The following is a 15,594-nucleotide window of genomic DNA, read 5'->3' on the forward strand; positions in this document are numbered from 1 at the left end:
TCTTCTCACCTTGCAGGGTATTACCATGACAGCGTTTCAGATGATTGCTCGCCCTATTGCCGTGTGCCTGCTGGGCGCTGCGGTTGCAATGACGTCGTTGGCGGCTTCGGCTTTCCAGAAAGACGGGAAAATCGTCGCAGGTTCCGATGTGACCTTCTTTCCCTATGAATACATGGATAACAACAAGCCCGCCGGCTTTGATATCGAATTCATGGATGGCCTGGCCAAGACCATGGGGCGCACCGTCGAGACCCTCGACACGCGCTTTCCCAACCTGATCACCGGCCTGCAGGCGGGGCGATTCGACGTGACCAACTCTTCGATGTACATCACCGCCGAACGGGTGAAAGTCATCGATATGATTCCCTACCTGAAAAGCGGTGAGTCGATCCTGACGCTCAAGGGCAGCGACTTCCAGCCCAAGACCCCTGAAGAGTTCTGCGGCCACAAGATCGGCTCGATGGGCGCCACCTCCTGGCTGGCGCAGATGCACAAGCTGTCGGATGAGTACTGTGTGAAGAAAGGGCTGAAGCCGATCGCGATCAGCGAGTACAGTACCGACCCGCAAACCACCCAGGCCTTGCTGGCTCATGCTGTTGAAGCGCAGATCACCGATGCGGCCGTGGCCCGTGGCGCAGTGGAAAAACTCGGCGGGCGCGTGGTGATTTCTTCCGATACCTTGATCTACCCGGTGTTGAACGGCTTTGGTGTGAAGAAGGGCAATGACGAGGTCAAGAACGCCTTGATCGAAGGCATCAAGAAGTTCAGCGCCACCCCTGAATACGCCGCCTTGCTCAAGAAATACAACTTCCAGGCGCCTACCGATGCCGACATCGCCGAGCTGATGCCGAAGTCCTGACCGGAAACTGTTCACTTAAGGAACACGCCATACCTGTGACGAGCGAGCTTGCTCACTACAGATTATGGGGTACTTGTCCTGCGGAGAAAGCTACATGGCGTTATCACTTGAAGAGCAAACCCGCATCGACCTGGCGGCAACTTTCCGCATCGTTGCGCACCTTGGCATGCATGAGGCAGTGGCCAACCATTTCAGCGCGGCGGTGTCGGCCGACGGCAAACAGTTCCTGCTCAACCCGAAGTGGAAGCACTTCTCGCGTATCCGCGCCAGTGACATGCTGCTGTTGAATGCCGACGACGCCGGCGGTGCCGATCATCCGGAGGTAGACGCTACCGCCTGGTCGATCCACGGGCAGATTCACCGGCTGTTGCCGCAAACCCGCGCCGTGCTGCACCTGCACCCGGTGTACACCACGGCGGTAGCCTGCCTGGCCAAGCCGCATATCCCTGCGATCGACCAGAACACCGCGCGCTATTTCAATCGCGTGGCGGTGGACGAGCTGTACGGTGGCATGGCCGACACCGAGGCCGAGGGCGAGCGCCTCGCCGGTTTGCTGGATGGCAAGAGCCGCTTGTTGATGGGCAACCATGGGGTGATGGTCACAGCCACCTCCATCGGCGAGGCATTCGATGATATCTGGACCCTGGAGCGCGCCTGCCAGATCCTCGTCACGGCGTGGTCCACCGGCCAGCCGCTGCGGATACTGTCTGACGAAGTGGCTGAAAAGACCGCGCGGGGATGGGAAGGCATCACGGATTTCTCGCAACGGCATTTTGAAGAAATGAAGCAGTTGATGATCGACGCCGACCCTTCGTTGCTCGACTGATTTCACCCCTCACAGGCAGGAACTCCCATGACCTTTTCGGTTGTCGCCCGCTGTGCCGAAACCGGCCAGTTGGGTATCGCTATCAGCTCGTCGAGCATTGCCGTGGGCGCCCGTTGCCCGTGGCTGCGCCCCGGCGTGGGCGCGGTGGCGTCGCAGAACATCACGTTGCCGGCCCTCGGCCCGCAAACCCTGGACCTTTTGGCCCAGGGCATGGCCCCGAGCGAGGCGCTGGCCACCGCGCTCACCCCGCAGAGCCGTAGCGAATATCGCCAGGTGACAGTGATCGATAGCACTGGCCGAACCGCACACTTCAGCGGCGCGCAGACCCTGGGCATCCACCACGCGGTCAGCGGCGAGCAATGCGTGGCGGCAGGGAACATGCTGGCGAATACCGGTGTGATCGAAGCCATGGTGCGCGCCTTCGAAGATACGCCCGGGCATCTCGCCGACCGGTTGCTCGCCTCCATGCAGGCGGGGGCGGCGGGAGGCGGCGAGGCGGGGCCAGTACATTCTGCCGCGCTGGTGGTGGTCGGTGACCACCTGTGGCCCATCGTCAACCTGCGGGTGGACTGGGCCGACGTGGATCCGATCGGCACCCTGGACCAACTCTGGCAGGCCTATCGCGGGCAAATGCAGGACTATATCGACCGCGCCATCAACCCGCAAAGCGCCCCTGGCTACGCGGTGCCGGGAGATGACCGATGAGCCGCAGCCGTGACCTGCTGGCGCACCTGGTCAGCTTTGACACCACCAGCCGCGAATCCAACCTCGCCCTGATCGACTTCGTGCGCAACTACTTGCAGCACCATGGCGTGAGCTGTGAATTGTTGTTCAACGAGCAAAAGAGCAAAGCCAATCTGTTGGCCACCATAGGTCCGGCGGAGGTGCCCGGTATCGTGCTTTCGGGCCATACCGACGTAGTACCTGTAGACGGTCAGTGCTGGAGCGTTGCGCCGTTTGAACTGACCGAGAAGGATGGCAAGCTGTACGGGCGTGGCACCGCCGACATGAAGGGCTACCTCGCCTGCGTGCTGGCCAGCGTACCGGCGCTGGTACAGGCACCGCTGCGCATGCCGGTGCATATCGCGCTGTCTTACGATGAAGAGGTGGGCTGCCTGGGCGTGGGGTCGCTGATCGAAGCGTTCCATGCAAAAACCGTCAAGCCGTTACTGTGCGTGATCGGCGAACCGACCGAACTCAAGCCGGTGCTGGGCCACAAGGGCAAGCTGGCGATGCGTTGCGAGGTACATGGCGCGGCGTGCCATTCGGCGTATGCGCCGTCGGGTGTGAACGCCATCGAATATGCCGCGCTGTTGATCATCGAACTGGGCCGGCTCGGTGAAGAACTCAAGGCGCCGCAACATCACGAAGGGAGTTTTGATCCGCCGTTCTCCACCGTGCAAACCGGCATGATTGCCGGTGGCAACGCCCTGAATATCGTCCCGCAAAACTGCAGCTTCGACTTCGAAGTGCGCTCACTGCCCGCACAGAATCTCTGGCACGTCGCGGACCAACTGCGGGGTTACGCCGAGCACACCTTATTGCCCGCGATGCAGGCGGTGAGCGGGCAGTGTGCAATCCACTTCAGTGAGCTGTCGAGTTACCCAGGGTTGTCGACATCAGCGCAGAGCCAGGCGGCTGAATGGGTTGCCGACTTCTGTGGCTCTCAGGCATACGGCACAGTGGCGTTCGGCAGCGAAGGCGGGCTGTTTGATCAGGCGGGCATTCCCACCGTGGTATGTGGACCGGGCAGCATGGACCAGGGGCACAAGCCTGACGAGTTCATCAGCGTTGCGCAGCTTGAGGCCTGTGACCGGATGCTGGAGAAAGTGTTGGTGTTTGCCAGTCGGCAATCCTGATTCAGCAAGCACCCATCCTGTGGCGAAGGAACTTGTTCCCGTTGGGGCTTCGAAGCAGCCCTAAACCCTGCAATCGTATCGACCTGAAGGAACACCAGTGCCTGTTTTGGGGCCGCTTCGCAGCCCAGCGGGAGCAAGCTCCCTCGCCACAGGTTGTCGGCTGCCCTTACGCTTGCGGTATTGGTCAGACGGTTACCGTTCTGCCACCTGCGCTGAGTGCTTTCGCCCCATTTTCGCGCACGGCACAGCGTGTTTTGCACGACGTCCCGCCTATCCAGCGGGCCCGACAACAGCGGTCCGTTTCTTGCTAGAGCCAGCTTAATCAATGACATGGCATTTTGCCGTCAATCATTTCAAAGCTTGATTCGCTGTTGAGGCGAGTGGTTCTAGGAGTAGTCGGACATGCAAAGTGTGTTGTCGCCAGGTATCCGCCTGCTCGGACGTTTTGGATTCGCGCGCAAGTTCCAGATCCTGTTTTTCCTGTTCATGCTGCCCCTGGCGGGCAGCCTGTGGATGATCGCGCAGGAGTACCGCACCAAGCTGACGGTGATTTCCAATGAGCAATCCGGGGTGCGCGAACTGCTGGCGCTGGATGCCCTGGACGCCCAACTGACCGCCCAGCGCAACCTGGCGGCGCGCTGGAAAGCCGCCGACATCCTCCACGACCAGACACCCGCGGCCAAGGCGGCCATGACTGCGGTCGATACCAATTTCCCGCTGATCCTGCAAAGCGTGCAGGCCCTGGGCGAGGCCCTCAAAGTCCAGAACGCCCGCCCGGACACCCTTGCACGTTTTGAGGCATTGCAAGCCTCGGTCACCGGCATGGATTCCCAATCCCTGCGCACCGTGGGCTGGTGGCCGGATGGTTATGACCGCTTCACGTCTGCGCTGAGCGCGATGCAAACCCTGCGCGAACAGATCACCATGGACACCGGGTTGATCCTCGATCCGTGGCTTGAAACCTATTTGCTGATGCAGATTTCCACCCAGCAAACCCCCGACCTGATCGAGCGTATCGGGCGTATGGCGAGCGTCGGGCAGTCATCCATCGCATCGGGGCAGTTCACCCTGCAAAGCCGTTTGCAGATGCGTGATTTGCGCGGTCGCATCGGCGACGCAAGGGACCAGTTGGTCAAGGCCGCCGCATCCCTCAAGGCCAAGCAATACCCGGGGCTGCAAACCTGGATCGCGCCATACGACGACAGCTTGCAACTGCTGGACAACGAACTGAAGACCCTGGACGAAGGCGTGTTCGGCGGCACCATCAAGCTCGATACCACCGGCTTCGAACGCAGTGTGGATGGCATGCTTGGCGCCCTCGGCGCGTTGCGTAAACAGTCGCTGACCTCGCTGGACGCGCGCCTGGGTTACTACCGCGACAGCTCGCTCAAGCAATTCATCCCGGTGGCGGTGACGTTCAGCGTGCTGGCGCTGGCAGCCCTGTACCTGTTCGTGTGCTTGCAGGCATCGATTCGCCGCAGTGCCAGCGGCATCACCACCCTGGCCGAATCCCTGCGTGACGGTAATCTGTGCGTTGAAGTGGCGGTGGAAGGGCGCGATGAACTGGCGGCCATCAGCACGGCGCTCAACGTGGCGGTGGTGCAGTTGCGCACCAGCCTGCTGGGGGTCAATCACGAGACGCAGCAGTTGGGCTCTGCGGTGCTGACACTCAATTTGCAATCGGGCAGCACGCTGACCGAAGTGGAAGACCAGCAACAGCAGATCAGCCAGATTGCAGCGGCCGCCACACAGTTGGCCGCGACCTCCATGGGCGTCGCCAAGAGCTGCGAGCAGGCCTCCGGCAGCGCGCAGAAAACCCGGCAGATTGCCGAAGACAGCAGCCGCGACAGCCAGCGCACCACCGCGAGTATCCAGCAACTCAACCAGCGCTTGACCGACACCTCCGATGCATTGGAGCGCGTCAGCCAGCAGGGCCAGCAGATCCAGTCGGTGGTTGACACCATTCGGGGTATCGCCGAGCAGACCAACCTGCTGGCGCTGAACGCTGCCATCGAGGCTGCGCGGGCTGGTGAACAGGGGCGGGGTTTTGCGGTGGTGGCCGATGAGGTGCGCAGCCTCTCGCAACGGACCCAGGCTTCCACGGCGCAGATCGCCGGCACGGTGGACAGTTTGCGCGCGACGGTGAGCCAGGCGGTCACCCTGATGGGCGTGGCCTGTGAGCAGGCGGTGACCGATGCCGAGTCCGTCACGGGCCTGGGCCATCGCCTGGGGGAGATCGCCAGCGCGGTGCAGAGCGTCACTGACACCCTGGCGCAGATCGCCACGGCGGTTGAGGAGCAGGCAGCGACGGCGGATGAAGTGAGCGGCAATATCCAGCAGGTTGACCAGGCCGCCGGGCGCTTGCTCGACGGCGCGCGGGCGGTGAACCAGGCGGCGGATATGTTGAGCAAGGGCAGCCGGGCGTTGAGCGACAACACGGCGCGGTTCCAGCTGGGTTGAGGGGCGGCCTACAGCGCAATGGATAGATGTTCTATCATGAGCATCTATTCATAAACGGTGAAGCAATGCCATGAGAGACCTGCCACCCACCTCGACATTGCGCGCCTTTGAGGTTGCCACACGCCACGCAACCTTCACCTCGGCTTCAGAAGAGTTGCATGTCACCCAGAGTGCCGTCAGCCATCAGCTCAAGCACCTTGAAGAACTCTGGGGATTGCAGTTGTTCCAGCGGGGCAAGTCACTCAGCCTGACGCCTGCCGGAGCAGCCCTTGCGCCGATCGTGCGCGAGTTTTTCATGAACCTTGAGGCGACACTCGCGGACCTGCGCGAGCAAAAGGGCAGGGTCCGGCTCAAGGTCAGTACCACCTATTCCTTCGCGCTGAAATGGCTGCTGCCCCGATTGCCGAGCCTGGCCCAACGGCACCCTGAAATATTGGTCACCCTGGACTCCAGCGACAAGATCATCAACTTTTCAAGCGCGGAGGCTGATGTTGCGATCCGCCTGGGCAACGGGAATTACCCGGCGCTGTATTCGGAGTTCCTGTTCCGCGAGCAGATTTTTCCGGTGGCCAGTCCCGATCTGTTGAAACGCTTTGGCCGGCCACACACACCCGCCGAACTGCTGCGCTATCCCTTGCTGATGCGCGACGGCGCCGACCTGGTGCCGAAGTGGGAAGTCTGGTTCCAGCACGTCGGGCTGGCGATTGCGCCGCTCAAGGAAAGTGTCAGGTTTGCGGATACCAACATGACGATAGAGGCGGCCTTGCTCGGCCAGGGCATTGCATTGGCGCGCAGTGGGCATGTGGAGTCAGAGCTGAGCGATGGCAGCCTGGTGAGGCTGTTCGATGTGCCGTTCCCGTCACCGGTCGCTTATTACTTTGTCTGCCCCAAAGGCATCGAGTCCCAGCCGCATATCGTCAGCTTTCGTGATTGGCTGATGCAGGAAGCCGTAAACGCCGGACTGGCTTACGAATAAAGCATGAGGATTTGCTCATTCTTCAATGAGCAGACTTCGCTTCAGTTAAGGCGCCGGTTTGCTTAGGATGGGCGCATGCCTTATCCCATTATTCTCCTGGTCCTCTTCGCTGCCTTACTGCACGCCAGTTGGAATGCGCTGCTGCGTGGCGGCGCCGACCGGCTCTGGTCGATGACGGTGATGTGCCTGGCGGTCGCTATCGCCAGTGGCGGCGTTGCGGTGTTCCTGGACCCTCCGGCGCCAGCCAGCTGGTTTTATGTGGTGCTGTCAGCGGTGCTGCACGTGGGCTACAACCTGTTCCTGGTGCGTAGCTACAAAGTCGGAGACCTGGGGCAGACCTATCCGATTTCACGGGGCTCCTCGCCGGTGCTGATCACCCTGGGTGCCGCCGTGTTTGCCGGGGAGAGTGTCTCGGCCAGCTCGCTTCTGGGCATTGCCCTGGTGTCGGGCGGCATCATTTCCCTGGCGTTCAGGGGGCGCCGGCTCGCCGTTCCCAGCCTGCCATACGCCCTGGGCACCGGCTGTTTCATTGCCGCCTACAGCGTGACAGACGGCATCGGCGCGCGCCTGTCGGGTGCGCCGATGGCCTACACGGTGTGGATGTGCGCCTTGTGGGGCGTGTTGATGCCGGCGGTGTATATCGGCCTGCGGGGCCCGAAAAGTCTGTTCAGCCTGCGGCCCGGGTTTTTCACGGCCTTCGCCGGTGGGCTGGTGTCGCTCCTGGCCTACGGAATCATTATCTATGCCATGGCCGGTGCGCCCATGGGCGCGGTCTCGGCCTTGCGCGAGACCAGCGTGCTGTTTGCGGCACTGATCGGCTATTTCTTCCTGGGCGAGACACTGACGGTCCGCAAGGTGCTGGCGTGCGTGGTGATTGCCACGGGCACCATCCTGATCGGCTGACAGCAGGCAAAGCATTTTCCACCACCACATGAAGGTTCGCGCAATGGATACCGTCCCGCAGGCACCGCTGATTCTGATAACAGGTGGAAGTCGTGGCGTTGGCGCCGCCACCGCGCGGCTGGCCGCCGCACAAGGTTATGACGTGGCGATCAGCTTCGTTTCCGATGAGTCTGCCGCCCTCGCGGTGGTGGCGGATGTAGAAGCGGCAGGGCGCCGGGCGTTGGCCGTACGCGCGGACAGCGCAGACCCGGAGCAGGTCGTCCAGTTATTTGCGGCGATAGATCGGACGTTCGGGCGCATCGATGTGCTGGTTAACAACGCCGGGATCAACGCGTTGCAGTCCCGGGTCGAAGACTTGCCGTTCGAGCGGATGCAGCGGATTTTCGCGGTCAACGCGATCGGGCCGATGCTGTGTGCCCAGCAAGCGGTGAAGCGCATGTCGTTTCGTAACCAGGGGCGGGGTGGTGCCGTGATCAATATCTCGTCGGCATCCGCCCGGCTGGGCAGCCCCAACGAATATGTCGACTACGCCGCATCAAAGGGGGCTCTCGAGACCTTCACCATCGGGTTTGCCAAGGAAGTGGCCAGGGAGGGAATACGCGTCAACTGCATCCGCCCGGGGCATATCTACACCGACATTCACGCCAGTGGCGGGGAGCCAGGGCGGGTTGATCGCGTGAAGGATTCGATCCCCATGGGCCGCGGCGGTCAGCCTGAAGAAGTGGCTCGGGCGATCCTGTGGCTGGCAGGCGCCGAGGCGTCCTTCATCACCGGTACGTTCCTGGATGTCACCGGCGGGAAATGAGCAGCAGGGCATGGCACCGAGGTTTCCCTCGGTAGGCCACGCCCGGCATGCATGCACTGGGTCAGCTGTTGAGCCTGACTTGCTCCTTCGCCAGCTTCACCACATTGTCCAGGGTAAAGCCGAACTTGGCCTGCAACTTGGCCAAGGGTGCCGAGGCGCCAAAGCTGTTCATCACCACCTTGGCCCCGGTTTGCCCCACGTAGCGGTCCCAACCCAACGGGCCGGCCTGTTCCACCACCAGTCGTGCCTTCACTGCGGGTGGCAGCACGCTGTCGCGGTAGGCCTGGTCCTGTTCTTCGAACAGTTCCCAGCTCGGCATCGACACCACTTGCGCCGCCACGCCCTCGGCCTTCAGTTGCTCATAGGCGTCTACCGCCAGGCTGACTTCACTGCCGGTGGCCATCAGGATCACCTGAGGCTTCTCGGCGCCGGCCAGCACATACGCGCCACGGGAAGTGCCCGACGCCGCTGCGTATTTCGTGCGGTCCAGGGTCGGCAGGTTCTGCCGCGACAGCACCACGCAGGTTGGCCGATGGGTCTGGGCCAGGGCGATCTTCCAGGCTTCCAGGGTTTCATTCGCGTCGCCCGGGCGCAGGGTCAGCAATCCCGGCGTCGCCCGCAACTGGGTCAGGTGTTCGATGGGCTGGTGAGTGGGGCCGTCTTCGCCGACACCAATCGAGTCATGGGTAAACACGAACACCACCGGCAGTTCCATGATCGCCGCGAGGCGAATCGGCGGCTTCATGTAGTCGCTGAACACCAGGAAGGTCGAGGTATACGGCCGCAGGTACGACAGCGCCATGCCGTTGGCAATCGCGCCCATGGCATGTTCACGAATGCCGAAGTGCAGGTTGCGCCCGCCGTAGTTCTCGGCGCTGAAGCGCCCGGCGTCGTCGAACGTCAGGTTGGTCTTGGTGGACGGCGACAAGTCGGCCGAGCCCCCCAGCAGCCACGGGATCTGCTTGGCAAACGCATTCAACACCTCGCCACCGGCGGCACGGCTGGCGACGCCTTTGGCATCAGTGGCAAAGCTCGGCAGTTGCTCCTGCCAATGCTCGGGCATCTCGCCGGCACGCATGCGGCGCAGTTCATCGGCCAGTTCCGGTTCGTACTGTTCGAGGTGGGACAGGGTCTCAGTCCATTGCTCATACAGCGGCTTGCTGCGCTTGAGCAGTGCATCCCGCAGCACCGTGCGCGCTTCATCCGGCACCAGGAAGCTTGAGTCTTCGGGCCAGCCGTACGCGGCTTTGGTCAGGCGGATTTCTTCTTCGCCCAAAGGCTCGCCATGGGCCGACGCGGTGTTGTGCTTGTGGGGCGAGCCATAGCCAATCACGCTGTCGACCACGATCAGCGTCGGTGCCCCGGTGTTTTTCTGGAACGTGCTCAGCGCGTCGCTCAGGGCCAGCAGGTTGTTCGCATCGGTGACGTGCAAGGTGTGCCAGCCATAAGCCTGGAAACGCTTGATCACGTCTTCGCTGAAGGCCAGTTCAGTGTGGCCTTCGATGCTGATGGTGTTGTTGTCGTAGATCCAGCACAGGTTCTCCAGCTTCAAGTGGCCGGCGATGGACGCGGCTTCGCTGCTGATGCCTTCCATCATGTCGCCGTCGCCGCACAGGGTGTAGACGTTGTAGTCGAACAGCACCTGGTCGTCACGGTTGAAACGCTTGGCCAGCCAACGCTCGGCCATGGCCATGCCGACGCTGTTGGCGCACCCCTGGCCGAGGGGGCCGGTGGTGGTTTCCACACCGGTGGTCATGCGGTATTCGGGGTGGCCGGGGGTTTTGGAGCTCATCTGCCGGAACTGCTTGATGTCGTCCAGGCTGATGGCCGGTTGGCCGGAGCGCTTGCCGTGGGCATCAATCTCCACCACACCGGCCAGGTGCAGCAGCGAATACAACAGCATCGAGGCATGGCCCACCGACAATACGAAACGGTCACGGTTGGGCCAGTCGGGGTGCTCGGGGTGATAGCGCAGGAAGCGGCTCCACAAGGTGTAACCGACGGGCGCCAGGCCCATGGGCGTGCCGGGGTGGCCGGAGTTGGCCTTCTGCACAGCGTCCATGGCGAGGGTACGAATGGTGTCGATGCACTGGGTGTCGACAGCGTTGGCAGCGTGATTCATGGAACCTGTTCTCCATCGGGTGACGATCTACAGTGGAGGGCAGCGTGCGCCAAAGGTTTTATGAAATCGTCTGCCCCGCGACGAACGGGGACGCAAACGCGACAGGTTGATCTCAAACATGACAAGAGCCCGCCGGATGGGCTAGCTTCAAGGGGCATTCAGTCAATGATCAACTTGCGGAGGTACTCCATGCCAGTGAAACACGACCTGTATCAGGACCTGGGTTTGAGCAAGGAAGCTATTCATGAACGCAGGGCGAGCGATAACCGATTGGATTCGCTGCTCCACCAATACGACAGCGCCGACAAGGAGGTGCTGGAGCTTGAGTCCTCAAGCGGCGGTGACGAGGAGCTGGAGAAGCTGAAGAAGAAACGCCTGTTGATCAAAGACAAGATCGTCGAGCAACTGGAGAAAGCGACGGCCAAGTAGAAGATTTGTTCAGAATTGCCCGAAAGACAGCAGCACCGCCGCTGCCTATCATGCCAACCGTTCGCCCGGCACTGGGGCTCTTAGACGGCGCATGGAATGCGCTGTGGCCGGGCGAACTCTCTCTTTCAAGCCAGCAGCGCGCGCTTGCATTCGTCAATCGAGCGCTGCTGGGTTTCACCGTACAACTTCAACTCGTCGATAGTCTGGCGACCCAAGGCCTTTTCAAACTCGGCCTGGTTGGAGTTGGCCGCGTAGTGACTCTGCGCCGCATCCCCCAGGTTCGACTGGAAAATCCCCGCCGCACTCACCGGCAGAAAATCTTCGTACACCAACGGCTCCACGTCCACGTGGCCGGCGGCGATCAGTTCGTCCAGGGTTTTAAACTTGTCCTGGGCGGCCAAGCCTTTCTCGGTTACGAAATAGCGGAAGTACGCCAGCTCCTGTTCGCGCATCTCGCGGTGATTGTCGGGGAACGCCTGGAAGTGTTGCTCCATCAATTCGGTGTAGCGCCCGGCATTGGCCTCATTCGGAAACGCGCCCAATTCATCCCGTGCAGCATTCAGCAGTTGGTCGTACAGCGCGCGACCCTTGGGCGTCAGCGCCACGCCACGTTGTTCGATTTCGCCGAAGCGCGCGCTGTGGCTGCCCTTGGCATCGGTAAAGGCGATTGCCTCGTCGAGGGCCTTGAAGCTGGTCTGGCGCAGCAGTATCGGGCACTGGCGGCGGGGCGGGCCTTCGATCACCGCCTTGGGGGTGATGCCTTTGCCGGGCATTGCGGCCTGCACCTGGTCAATGTCCAGGGTGCGCGGTGTCAGGTGGTTGATGTGCGGGCCCTTGAAGGCGACCACGTCGGCGATCAGCCGGTGCTGGTCGCTCAGTTGCTGGTATTGCGCGGCAGTGACGGTGGCGGTGTGGTGCCAGCGGAAGGTTTCCAGGGCTTGCTGGATAAACTCTTCGGCATGGGCGGCATCGAGGCCGCCGTCGGCTTCGGCTTGTTGGATCAGCTCAAGGGCGCGTGGGGTGAAGATCGAACGCTTGGCCAGGGCTGACTGGGCGAAGGCTCGCAGTTCCGGGTTTTCGATCAGTTCCAGGCGCAGCAGCGAAGTGAACACCCGGAAGGGGCTGGTTTGCAGGGCGCTTTCATGCACGGCGCGAAAGGCTGTGGAGTGTACGGGAACGCCTGCGGGCGTGAGGTCGTAATAGCCCACCGGCTGCATGCCCATCACCGCAAACAGGCGGCTGATGGTGGCCAGTTCTTCAGCGGTGCCCAGTCGGATGGCGCCGTGGCGCTCCCTGTCCAGGCGCTGGATTTCCCCGGTGCGCTTCAGTTGGTGCGCCAGCGCGGTGTCGGTTTCCAGCACCCGGGCATTGGTCTCGGCCACCAGTTCCATCAGTGCGCCATACAGCGGCACTTCATCGCGGTACATGTCGGACATGGCCTTGGAGAAGCCTTTGCGAATCTCGTCAGGGCTGACTGGGCGGGCGGCGGGCATAGAAAAATTCCTGGCGGCTATAGAGAGGAAAGGCACGGTTGCCTGATTTTGTTGGGCCTGCCGACGCCTTGCAAACGAAGATTCCTCTGGACTTCATTCTGCAAATGAATGAGCTGGATGACGTCAGCTTCACGTGCATCTCACCGTCGAAGGGCTCTACACTGGCCGTCACCTCTGAACGCGACGGAAGACTCGATGACGGCACAGCCTGCGACGAACATTCTGGAAACGATTGAAGGCCAGCGCCTGGCCAAGCCTGACGGCGAGCGCTGGCGTGACTGGGGCCCCTACCTGAGCGAGCGGCAATGGGGCACGGTGCGCGAAGACTACAGCGCCGACGGCGATGCCTGGCGCTACTTCCCCCACGAACATGCCCGCAGCCGCGCCTACCGCTGGGGCGAGGATGGCCTGGCGGGCTTCAGCGACAAGGCCCAGCGCTGGTGCCTGGGCCTGGCGCTGTGGAACGAGCACGACGCGATCATCAAGGAGCGTCTGTTCGGCCTGAACAACGCCGAGGGCAACCACGGCGAAGACGTCAAGGAACTGTACTTTTTCGTCGATGGCGTGCCGAGCCATGCCTACATGCGCATGCTCTACAAATACCCTCACGCGGCCTTTCCCTACGATGACCTGATCACCGAGAACGCCCGCCGTGGCCTTGGAGATGCCGAATACGAGATCCTCGATACCGGGGTTTTCGAAGACAACCGCTATTGCGATGTCACCGTCGAATACGCCAAGCACCAGCCCGATGATGTGTTCATGCGCATTACCGTGCACAACCGTTCAGACCAACCCACACGCCTGCAGGTGTTGCCGCACCTGTGGGCGCGCAACGACTGGAGTTGGACCCACGATGCGCCCAGGCCCGAGTTGCGCCTGGAGGGCGAACAGGTGGTGGCGCGGCACCATGAGCTGTTCGATCGCCACCTCAGTGCTTGGGGCCAGGACGGGGTGGAATGGCTGTTCTGCGAGAACGAAACCAACTACCCCAGGCTGGACGGGCAACCGGCGCCGGGGCCGTTCAAGGACGGGATCAACGACTATGTGACCACGGGCCTGGAATCGGCGATTCGCCGGGATTCGGGCACGAAAGTGGCCGCGCGTTTCATCCTCGAACTGGCGGGCCAGGAAAGCAAAACCCTGTACCTGCGCTTCGCCCCGGTGGAGGCGCCGTGGATCAATGCGCGCAAGCTATTTGAAGAGCGCCGCCAGGAGACCGATGACTTTTACGCGGCGCTGCAACAGGGCATCGCCGATGAAGACGCACGCAATGTGCAGCGCCAGGCCCTGGCCGGGTTGCTGTGGTCCAAGCAGCTGTACTACTTCGACGTGAATCAATGGCTCGACGGCGACCCGGCCCAGCCCGCGCCGCCGCCCGAGCGTTTGCATATCCGCAATACCCATTGGCGGCACTTGTCGAATTTCGACATTCTCTCGATGCCCGACACTTGGGAATATCCGTGGTATGCCTCCTGGGACCAGGGGTTCCAGGCGGTGGCCGTTGCCCTGATCGACCCCGGTTATGCCAAGCAGCAACTGTTGCTGTTGGTGAAAGACCGCTTCATGCACCCCAACGGTCAGTTGCCGGCCTACGAGTGGCGTTTCGACGACGCCAACCCGCCGGTGCATGCCTGGGCCAGTTGGCGGGTGTATCAGCAGGACAAGGCGCTGAATGGCGTGGGCGACATGGATTTCCTGGAGCGGATCTTCCACAAGCTGCTGCTGAATTTTTCCTGGTGGGTCAACCGCAAGGACGCCGAGGGCCGCAACCTGTTCCAGGGTGGGTTTCTTGGGCTGGACAACATTGCGCTGTTTGATCGCTCGGCTGATTTGCCGCCGGGTTATCAGTTGGACCAGGCGGACGGCACAGCGTGGGTTGCGGCGTACGCGCTGGACCTGATGCGTATCGGCCTGGAATTGGCCAAACGCAACGTGGTGTATGTGGATATCGCGGTGAAGTTCTTTGAGCACTTCCTGTATATCGCCGGGGCGATCAACCGCGTCGACAATGGCGATGAAGGCTTGTGGGATGAGCAGGACCAGTTTTTCTATGACGTGCTGCATCGGCCTGGCGGTGAAAGCGAACCGGTGCGCCTGCGCTCCATAGTCGGCCTGATGCCGCTGTTTGCGGTGCTGGTGCTGGAGCAGCGCGAGCATGAAGGGCTGGAGGGGTTGCGCGAGCGATTGCTGGGTTTTATGAAACACCGGCCGGACCTGGCCAAGCTGGTGTCGCGCTGGAACGAGCCGGGGCAGGGTAATCGCCTGCTGCTGGCGCTGTTGCGGGGGGAGCGGACCAAGGACTTGCTGCGGCGGATGCTGGATGAGTCGGAGTTTCTCTCCACCTTTGGGGTGCGGTCGCTGTCGAAAGCGTTCGCCGAGGAACCGCTGGCGCTGAAGATGAATGGCAATACCCTGTGTGCCCGCTATGAACCGGCGGAGTCTGATTCGCGGCTGTACGGCGGTAACTCCAACTGGCGCGGGCCGTTGTGGATGCCGGTCAACTACATGCTGATTGAGTCGCTGCGGGAGTTTCATCGGTACTACGCGGATAATTTCTCGGTGGAGTATCCGGCGGGGAGTGGGTATCTGGCGTCGTTGGAGGAGGTTGCCGATGGGCTCAGTCAGCGGTTGACGCGTTTGTTTCTGAGGGATGAGAACGGTTCGAGGCCGTCGATGGTGGGGTATGCACAGTTGGAGGCGGACCCGGCGAGCCGCGACCTGGTGTTGTTCCATGAGTATTTTCATGGCGAGACCGGGCGGGGGTTGGGGGCTTCGCATCAGACAGGGTGGAGTGCGTTGGTGGCGCTGTTGTTGCAGCCAAAAACCTGAAAATAGCACAATCAAAATGTGGGAGCGGGC

General features: G+C 61.9%; 12 protein-coding genes. 10 read left to right on the forward strand and 2 right to left on the reverse strand.

What is annotated here, in order from left to right:
- Window positions 1-25: 25 nt before the first annotated feature.
- The 8 genes from HX818_RS09190 (at window position 26) to HX818_RS09225 (ending at window position 8,688) form a co-directional block, all read left to right on the forward strand.
- Window positions 26-859: an ABC transporter substrate-binding protein gene (locus HX818_RS09190; RefSeq protein ID WP_023658745.1), complete on the forward strand. Its 834-nt coding sequence runs from the start codon at window positions 26-28 to the stop codon at window positions 857-859.
- 94 nt (window positions 860-953) lie between these two features.
- Entirely contained in the window at window positions 954-1,685 is a 732-nt protein-coding gene (locus HX818_RS09195) for a class II aldolase and adducin N-terminal domain-containing protein (protein ID WP_008434687.1), read from the forward strand.
- Between the two features lie 27 nt (window positions 1,686-1,712).
- Complete coding sequence (locus HX818_RS09200; RefSeq protein ID WP_008434686.1) at window positions 1,713-2,390, forward strand: DUF1028 domain-containing protein; 678 nt, start codon at window positions 1,713-1,715, stop codon at window positions 2,388-2,390.
- Window positions 2,387-3,544, forward strand: coding sequence for an acetylornithine deacetylase (gene argE / locus HX818_RS09205; protein ID WP_177019892.1), 1,158 nt, complete (start codon window positions 2,387-2,389; stop codon window positions 3,542-3,544). The genes HX818_RS09200 and argE overlap by 4 nt, the downstream gene beginning before the upstream one ends.
- A gap of 402 nt (window positions 3,545-3,946) precedes the next feature.
- Complete coding sequence (locus HX818_RS09210) at window positions 3,947-6,004, forward strand: methyl-accepting chemotaxis protein (protein ID WP_177019893.1); 2,058 nt, start codon at window positions 3,947-3,949, stop codon at window positions 6,002-6,004.
- Between the two features lie 70 nt (window positions 6,005-6,074).
- On the forward strand, window positions 6,075-6,980 hold the full coding sequence (gene gcvA / locus HX818_RS09215; RefSeq protein ID WP_087693730.1) for a transcriptional regulator GcvA: 906 nt from the start codon (window positions 6,075-6,077) through the stop codon (window positions 6,978-6,980).
- Between the two features lie 75 nt (window positions 6,981-7,055).
- Window positions 7,056-7,883: a DMT family transporter gene (locus HX818_RS09220; protein WP_008434678.1), complete on the forward strand. Its 828-nt coding sequence runs from the start codon at window positions 7,056-7,058 to the stop codon at window positions 7,881-7,883.
- A gap of 43 nt (window positions 7,884-7,926) precedes the next feature.
- Window positions 7,927-8,688 carry an SDR family oxidoreductase gene (locus tag HX818_RS09225; RefSeq protein WP_177019894.1) on the forward strand — a complete coding sequence of 254 codons (762 nt, stop codon included), beginning with the start codon at window positions 7,927-7,929 and terminating at the stop codon, window positions 8,686-8,688.
- Window positions 8,689-8,749: 61 nt separating this feature from the next.
- Here HX818_RS09225 and tkt read toward each other — a convergent pair whose 3' ends face one another.
- Window positions 8,750-10,810 carry a transketolase gene (gene tkt / locus HX818_RS09230; RefSeq protein ID WP_177019895.1) on the reverse strand — a complete coding sequence of 687 codons (2,061 nt, stop codon included), beginning with the start codon at window positions 10,808-10,810 and terminating at the stop codon, window positions 8,750-8,752.
- Between the two features lie 189 nt (window positions 10,811-10,999).
- Here tkt and HX818_RS09235 point away from each other — a divergent pair, with 189 nt between their 5' ends.
- The gene (locus HX818_RS09235) at window positions 11,000-11,239 is read left to right on the forward strand and encodes a DUF465 domain-containing protein (protein WP_003215657.1); all 240 of its coding nucleotides are present in this window, start codon (window positions 11,000-11,002) and stop codon (window positions 11,237-11,239) included.
- A 125-nt stretch (window positions 11,240-11,364) separates the two neighbouring features.
- On the opposite strand, the gene HX818_RS09240 is transcribed toward HX818_RS09235, so the two are convergent.
- Complete coding sequence (locus HX818_RS09240) at window positions 11,365-12,732, reverse strand: VOC family protein (RefSeq protein ID WP_177019896.1); 1,368 nt, start codon at window positions 12,730-12,732, stop codon at window positions 11,365-11,367.
- 195 nt (window positions 12,733-12,927) lie between these two features.
- Here HX818_RS09240 and HX818_RS09245 point away from each other — a divergent pair, with 195 nt between their 5' ends.
- Window positions 12,928-15,564 carry a glucosidase gene (locus HX818_RS09245; RefSeq protein WP_177019897.1) on the forward strand — a complete coding sequence of 879 codons (2,637 nt, stop codon included), beginning with the start codon at window positions 12,928-12,930 and terminating at the stop codon, window positions 15,562-15,564.
- Window positions 15,565-15,594: the final 30 nt, after the last annotated feature.

It is taken from the genome of Pseudomonas sp. F9001, from assembly GCF_013385435.1.
Lineage (GTDB): Bacteria > Pseudomonadota > Gammaproteobacteria > Pseudomonadales > Pseudomonadaceae > Aquipseudomonas.

Bases quoted from the DNA above. Each gene is read 5' to 3' on its own strand.
- HX818_RS09245 (WP_177019897.1), top strand. From the start codon at position 12,928: ATGACGGCACAGCCTGCGACGAACATTCTGGAAACGATTGAAGGCCAG.
- HX818_RS09240 (WP_177019896.1), bottom strand. From the start codon at position 12,732: ATGCCCGCCGCCCGCCCAGTCAGCCCTGACGAGATTCGCAAAGGCTTC.
- gcvA (WP_087693730.1), top strand. From the start codon at position 6,075: ATGAGAGACCTGCCACCCACCTCGACATTGCGCGCCTTTGAGGTTGCC.
- HX818_RS09235 (WP_003215657.1), top strand. From the start codon at position 11,000: ATGCCAGTGAAACACGACCTGTATCAGGACCTGGGTTTGAGCAAGGAA.
- tkt (WP_177019895.1), bottom strand. From the start codon at position 10,810: ATGAATCACGCTGCCAACGCTGTCGACACCCAGTGCATCGACACCATT.
- HX818_RS09210 (WP_177019893.1), top strand. From the start codon at position 3,947: ATGCAAAGTGTGTTGTCGCCAGGTATCCGCCTGCTCGGACGTTTTGGA.
- argE (WP_177019892.1), top strand. From the start codon at position 2,387: ATGAGCCGCAGCCGTGACCTGCTGGCGCACCTGGTCAGCTTTGACACC.
- HX818_RS09225 (WP_177019894.1), top strand. From the start codon at position 7,927: ATGGATACCGTCCCGCAGGCACCGCTGATTCTGATAACAGGTGGAAGT.
- HX818_RS09190 (WP_023658745.1), top strand. From the start codon at position 26: ATGACAGCGTTTCAGATGATTGCTCGCCCTATTGCCGTGTGCCTGCTG.
- HX818_RS09220 (WP_008434678.1), top strand. From the start codon at position 7,056: ATGCCTTATCCCATTATTCTCCTGGTCCTCTTCGCTGCCTTACTGCAC.
- HX818_RS09200 (WP_008434686.1), top strand. From the start codon at position 1,713: ATGACCTTTTCGGTTGTCGCCCGCTGTGCCGAAACCGGCCAGTTGGGT.
- HX818_RS09195 (WP_008434687.1), top strand. From the start codon at position 954: ATGGCGTTATCACTTGAAGAGCAAACCCGCATCGACCTGGCGGCAACT.